Here is a 233-nt window from a genome sequence, read left to right as displayed (position 1 = left end):
AGCGTATTCTTGGGGTTAGTAAAAAGCAATATGTGCGCCAAATCATTGAATGGGCAGTCCATCCTGAGCTTGCAGGTAAAAACATAGAAGAGATTGAGCAATCAATCATCAAAAAACTCAATCAAAAAATGACTGAGTCTGAGCAGTTAGAGACCTACTCAACGCAAACGTCAGGCATCTGTGATGCGAGAGAGGCCGTTCGCCGCGTCACGTTCTTTTCTGAAGATTATCTG

1 protein-coding gene is annotated in these 233 nt (G+C 43.3%); it reads left to right on the top strand.

Features of this window, described 5'->3' with window-relative positions:
- Positions 1-233, top strand: a 233-nt coding sequence (locus AAEY80_RS14885; protein ID WP_350588645.1) for a hypothetical protein, incomplete at both ends; no start/stop codon positions are given.

This window comes from Psychrobacter sp. 78a-MNA-CIBAN-0178 (assembly GCF_040309625.1).
GTDB lineage: Bacteria > Pseudomonadota > Gammaproteobacteria > Pseudomonadales > Moraxellaceae > Psychrobacter > Psychrobacter okhotskensis.
Note: the sequence above shows the minus strand (reverse complement) of the source record. Positions and strands in the feature narration are given on the sequence as shown.